3 protein-coding genes are annotated in these 6,274 nt (G+C 68.6%); all 3 read left to right on the forward strand.

Annotated features, from left to right (window positions below):
• Positions 1-55 precede the first annotated feature (55 nt).
• Positions 56-2,446, forward strand: a complete 2,391-nt coding sequence (locus ACXVGS_RS09590) for a hypothetical protein (protein WP_458536887.1) — start codon at positions 56-58, stop codon at positions 2,444-2,446.
• A gap of 878 nt (positions 2,447-3,324) precedes the next feature.
• Complete coding sequence (locus ACXVGS_RS09595) at positions 3,325-4,338, forward strand: ABC transporter permease (protein ID WP_458530638.1); 1,014 nt, start codon at positions 3,325-3,327, stop codon at positions 4,336-4,338.
• A 130-nt stretch (positions 4,339-4,468) separates the two neighbouring features.
• A complete protein-coding gene (locus tag ACXVGS_RS09600; protein ID WP_458536888.1) occupies positions 4,469-6,202 on the forward strand; it encodes an ABC transporter substrate-binding protein in 1,734 nt (577 codons plus the stop codon).
• Positions 6,203-6,274 lie beyond the last annotated feature (72 nt).

Genomic DNA, 6,274 nt, shown 5'->3' on the forward strand with positions numbered 1-6,274 from the left:
TGCCGGCGGGACGCCGGGGGCTGACGCAGCTGCGTCGGCTCCCGGCGTCTCCACGGTGGACCCTTCCGAAGAGACCCTTCGCCCGCCCGCGCCGGCCGATGGCCTCGTGCTGCTCGGCGAGCAGCCGGGGTCCGGCTATCGCACACCACCCTCGCTGGTCAGGCGCGCTGACGGCCAGACGGTCCAGCTGACCAGGTTGCTCTATCTGGTGCTCGAGGCCGTGGACGACACGCGCGGTCCGGCCGAGGTCGCCGAGATGGTCAGCACGGCATACGGGCGAAGGGTGGCCGCGGACGACGTCCGCGTCCTCATCGAGACCAAGCTGCGGCCGCTGGGGTTGATCCGGGCCATCGACGGTTCAGATCCCGAGGTCACGAAGCCGAACCCGCTGCTGGCGCTGCGCTTTCGGTGGGTCGTGTCCGACCCGGCTGTCACCCGGCGGCTCACGGCGCCGTTCGCCGCGCTGTTCACCCCGCTCGTCGTCGCGGCCGTCCTCGTGGCGTTCACGATCATCTCGGGCTGGGTGCTCCTCACCAAGGGGCTGGCCTCGGCCACGCATCAGGCCTTCGACCAGCCGCTGCTGCTGCTCGTCGTGTTCGCCATCACCATCTTCTCCGCCGGTTTCCACGAGTTCGGCCACGCCTCCGCCTGCCGGTACGGCGGCGTGACGCCCGGCGCGATGGGCATGGGCCTCTACCTCGTGTGGCCCGCCTTCTACACCGACGTCAGCGACAGCTACCGCCTCGGTCGTGCCGGGCGGCTCCGGGTCGACCTCGGCGGGCTCTACTTCAACGCCATCGTGGTCCTGGCGATGTTCGGAGTGTGGGCCTGCACCCGGTGGGACGCGCTCCTGCTGATCATCGCCGCGCAGCTGCTGCAGATGGTGCGTCAGCTCGCGCCAATGGTGCGCTTCGACGGCTACCACATCCTGGCCGACCTCACCGGTGTGCCCGACCTCTACTCACGGATCGGCCCGACCCTGCGCAGCCTGCTCCCCGGCCGCTGGGACGACCCCCGGGCCCGGGAGCTCAGGCCGTGGGCGCGCGCGGTGGTCACCGCGTGGGTGCTGGTCATCGTCCCCCTCCTGCTGGTCACGCTCCTGCTCATGGTGCTCGCCCTGCCGCGCGTGCTCGGCACGGCGTGGGCCAGCCTGGGCACGCAGTCGCATGCCCTCACCATCGACTGGGCCGGCGGCGACGTCGCGGGCGTGGCCGTCCGGATGCTCGCGCTCCTCGCGGTCGCGCTCCCGGTGTTCGGGTCCCTCTACATCCTCGGCCGGCTCGTCCGACGGACCACGACGTCCGTGTGGCGGACCACGCGGGGGTACCCTGGCCGGCGGGCTGTCGCCGCGATGCTCGCCGTCGCCATGGTCGCCGGTCTGGCGTGGGCGTGGTGGCCGGATGCCAACCGCTACCGCCCGGTCGAGCGGTTCGAGCACGGCACGATCCTGGACGTCTTCCCGGCCTCCAGCTTCGGCGGCCCCGGGCTTCGCGACGGCCAGATCGCGAACGCTCCCCACACGGTGTGGGCCTCGACGGCCGCACTCCCGACGAGAGCTCACCCGCAGCTGGCGCTCGTGCTCGTCCCCAAGCCCGGCGCGCCAGGCGCGACGAACGGTGCACACCCCGCTGCTGCGGGCTCCACGGCCGGGGCCAGCCCCACCTGGGTCTTTCCGTTCAACCGCCCGGGAGCCCCGGGGCAGGGCGACAACCAGGCGCTCGCCGTGAACACGACAGACGGGTCGACCGTCTACGACGTGGCCTTCGCGCTCGTCTGGGCCGACGGCGACAGCGTGACCAACCGCAACGAGGCCTACGCCTTCGCGAGCTGTTCCGGCTGCCGCACGGTCGCCGTCGCCTTCCAGGTCGTCCTTGTCGTGGGTGACGCCAACGTGGCGATCCCGCAGAACCTCTCCGGAGCGGTCAACTACTCCTGTGCCCGTTGCGTCACCTACGCGTTGGCGCAGCAGCTCGTCCTGACCGTGCCTGGTGACCTCAGTCCCGCGGCGCGTCAACGCCTGGAGTCTCTCTGGCAACAGATCGAGACCTTCTCGTCCGGCATCCAGGGTGTGCCCCTCGACCAGCTCCGGGACCGGCTCCTTGCCTTCGAGGACCAGATCCGGACCCTGGTCGTGGACGAGGCCTCACCGGGCACGAACCCGGGCACCGCACCCCCCAGCGCGACGACCCCCGGCGCCACGGGCACCGAGCCCGCCGGCGGGGGAACGGCGACGTCGACGCCAACCGTCGGCGCCGGCCCCGGGCAGGTCCCTCCGTCGCAGACGGGTAGCGACGACCCGACCCCCACTGCCGGCGTGGGCGGGCCGGTGCCGTCCACGACCGCCCCCGCGTCGGCGCAACCTACAACGACGTCCCCGACGTCAGCGCCGACGACCCCTTCCGCCTCGCCGTCCTCAGCCGAGCCGAGCGCCGACGTCACGCCGTGACGGCCGGCACGCCCGTGAGGCCGGGGCGAGAAGCCAGCGCCATGGCGAGTGTGGCGGCGAAGCGCTGGCTCGGTGGGGCGTGACGAGCCAGACGGTGCCGGCGGGCACACAGAGTCTGGTCTGAGGTCGTCGGCCCGCTACTGGTGTGGAAGAAGGGACTGCAATCCTCATTGTCGGGGGGTCTCCTGGGTGCGACGGGTCGAAGTGGCGTTCACGGTTGCTCCGGCCGCCTCGGCAACCGCCGGCCGCTCTCCGCGTGCAACGAGGGTGCAGGCCGTGACCTTGTCGCCCGGGGGAACGCATGTGACGCCCTGACGCCGGGACATAGACGAAGGCGACGGAATGAGCAGCGAGGCCGTGGAGGGCTTCACCACCGTCAGCGGGTCGGCCTACGAGGTGGACCTACAGGCCTGGGCGATCCGCCAGCTCAGGAACGCCTACGGACGCCCACCCACGCCCCGCCAGGGGCCTGAGGGCCAGTGGCGCAGCGGGCCCGGGCCGTCGGTTCGATGCGGCCCTACTGAGAGCTGGCCCAGAGCACCGCTCCCGCACATGCCGGCATCGGTTGCGTGGCCCCTTGACGGCGAATTTATGAAACGCTAACTTCATAACAGTGAAGTGAGCGCTTCACTGTTGATGAGAGTCCGGCCGCATCAGGAGACTTCCATGACCGCCCCCGCAGTTTGTGAGAGATCTGCGCGCTCCGATCGGCGCAAGCCAAGTTGCTCGCTGCCGTCGACGCAGCCTGCTGCTGCGCCCTGGGCACGGGAACTGCACACGAGCTGCAAGGTCTGGGGATTCGCTTCGGGAAACGCCCGCTGGCGCTCGGCCCAGCTCTGGCAGTTGCGGTTGGGGCAGGGCTTCAGGGGAGTCCGCGGATGACGGTGTCACTTTCACGATCCGATGAGAGGTCCTCGCCTGAGGTAGTCGAACCAGCAGGCTTGGCCAAGCCGAAGATCGCAGGACGGACGACGTGGCAGATTGCGCGCGCGCGACTGCGTCGTGACAAGGTCAGCATGATCGCCCTGTTCGTCTGCGGGACCTTCGCGACCGTTGGCGTGCTCTCACCCGTCCTGACCGGCCTCGGGTGGATCGACCCCTACAGCTATCACCACAACCTTGTTCAGGGGATCGGCTCGCTGCCAGACGGCACGATGGGCGGCATAGCTTTCGGTCATTGGCTCGGTGTCGAGCCAGGCACTGGTCGAGACCTGCTGTCCCGCCTTCTCGCCGGTGTGACCACCTCGCTGCTCGTCGCAGTATCGGCGACGTTGGTCAGCATCGTGGTGGGCAGCCTCCTGGGTTTGGTCTCTGGCTTCGCCGGCGGGTGGGCGGACTGGCTTGTCAGCCGTTTCATGGACCTGGTGCTGAGCTTCCCGCAGACCCTGATGTTGCTGTCGCTGTCCGCGGTCGTCGTCGGGGCGATGCACGATGTGCTGGGGTTCGGAGTGGGAACGCCCTCAATCATCGCCTACGAGGTGCTGGTCCTGGGCTTCTTCGGCTGGCCGTTCTTCGCCCGCATCATCCGCGGCCAAGTGCTGTCGCTGCGCGAGCGTGAGTTCGTGGAGGCGGCCCGGTCCCTGGGCGCCAAGCGCGGCCGCCTCTACTTCAAGGAGCTGCTGCCGCACCTGTGGGCGCCGATCCTGGTCTACACCACGCTGATCCTGCCCCAGAACATCGCGGCCGAGGCCTCGCTGGGCTTCCTGGGCGTCGGCATCCAGGCGCCGACCCCCTCGCTCGGCTCGATCCTCAACGACTCCGTCGTCTACGCCAACCCGGACCCGGCGTACTTCATCTTCCCGGGCCTGATGCTGAGCGTCCTCGTGCTCGCGTTCAACCTGCTCGGTGACGGTTTGCGCGATGCGCTGGACCCCAAGTCGGGACGGTCATGACGCCCGCCTGACCCCTCCATCTGCGCCAGGGCGTGGTTCTGCCCGGCGCTCGAACGTTCCTGCAGCAGCCGCTGCAGGAAAGGCCGCCGCCGCTGACATAGCGGCGGGGAATGCACAAGGAGAAGAGCGCATGATGCGCACAAAGAAGGGCGCGCTGGGCGTGGCCCTGGGCGTGGCCGTTGCCCTCGCCGCGGCGGCTTGTGGCAGCGCCGGAGGAGCAGGCGACGCCAGCAGTAGCGGACCCGCAGCCAAGGGCGGCACGCTGTACATGCTCAACCTTGGACCGGTCGACCACTGGGACCCGCAGCGGATCTACGTCGGTGCGGACGTCCAGTTCGCGAGCCGGGTGTTCGAGCGAACCCTGACCACTTTCCCCCCGGGCAAGACGTTGCAGGACCAGAGCAAGCTCATCGGTGACCTGGCCACCGACACGGGCACGATGTCCGACGGTGGCAAGACCTGGAAGTTCACCCTCCGGGGCGACGCCAAGTGGCAGGACGGCAAGCCCGTGACCTGCGAGGACCTCAAGTACGGCATCTCGCGCACGTTCGCTGCTGACCAGATCACCGGTGGCCCGAACTACGCGATCGCCTACTTCGACATCCCGAAGAACGCCGATGGCTCGAGCAAGTACGCCGGCCCCTACAAGAAGACCGGCCAGGAGCTCTACGACAAGGCTGTGACCTGTGATGGCCAGACCATCACCTTCCACATGGGCCAGCCGGTCACGGACTTCAACCAGACCGTCACGTTCCCTGCCTTCGGTCCCTTCCGCCAGGACAAGGACCAGGGCGCGAAGTCGGACTACCAGGTCTTCTCCAATGGTCCGTACATGCTGCAGGGCAACTGGGAGACCAACAAGGGTGGCACCTTCGTGCGCAACCCCAACTGGTCCGCCTCGTCTGACCCGTTCCGCAAGGCGTACCCGGACTCGATCGTCTACCAGGAGGGCATCGAGTCGGAGACGGTTAACCAGCGCATCATGGCCGACTCCGGCAACGACAAGTTCGCCGTGACCGAAAGTCAGGCCCCGCCGGCCCTGCAGGCCCAGATCATGTCTAACCCGGCCGTCAAGGACCGTTCGACCAACCCGGCCGCGCCCTACGTCGACTACCTGCTCCCGAATTTCAAGAGCAAGGTCATGAAGAACGAGAAGGCCCGTGAGGCGCTCGCGATGTCGACGAACCGCGACGCCTACGTCACCGCCTACGGCGGCCCGACCGCGGCGACCCCGAGCTTCGCCGTCATCAACAAGGCGCTGAAGGGCTACAAGGACTTCAACCCCTTCGGTGTCCCCACCGCGGGTGACCCGGCCAAGGCCAAGGCCGTGCTGCAGAGCTCGGGCCTGACCCTGCCGGTGCCGATCACGGTGACCTACCGCAAGCGCCCCACCTCGGACAAGGCCCTCGCGGCCCTCGCCCAGACCTGGGAGCAGGCGGGCTTCAAGGTCACCCTCGACGGCATCTCCGACAAGTACTACTCCACCATCCAGAACCCGTCCTACGGCGCGAAGACGGATGTTCTGTGGGGCAGCTGGGGTGCGGACTGGCCCTCCGGTTCCACTGTCATCCCCGCGTTGTTCGACAGCCGCGTCAACATCAGCGCCGGCGGCCCCGGTCAGGACTACGGGTACTTCGCGGACAGCGAGGTGAACGCCAAGATCGACCAGGCCTTCACCATCACCGACGCCACCGCACGGGAAAAGGCCTGGGGTGACATTGACGAGATGATCGCCAAGAAGGTCGGCTTCATCGGTCTTGACAACCAGAAGTTCATGTTCCCCCATGGCTCTGGTGTGAAGAACTACAGCGACAACCAGATCCTCGGCGGCTACGCCGAGCTGGCTGACATCGCGGTCAAGTGATTGTCCAGGCCGTGACTCGTCAGCCCGACCGTCACGGTCACTGATCGGCGGGGGGGGGGGGGGGGGGGGGGG

It is taken from the genome of Oryzihumus sp., assembly GCF_054325275.1.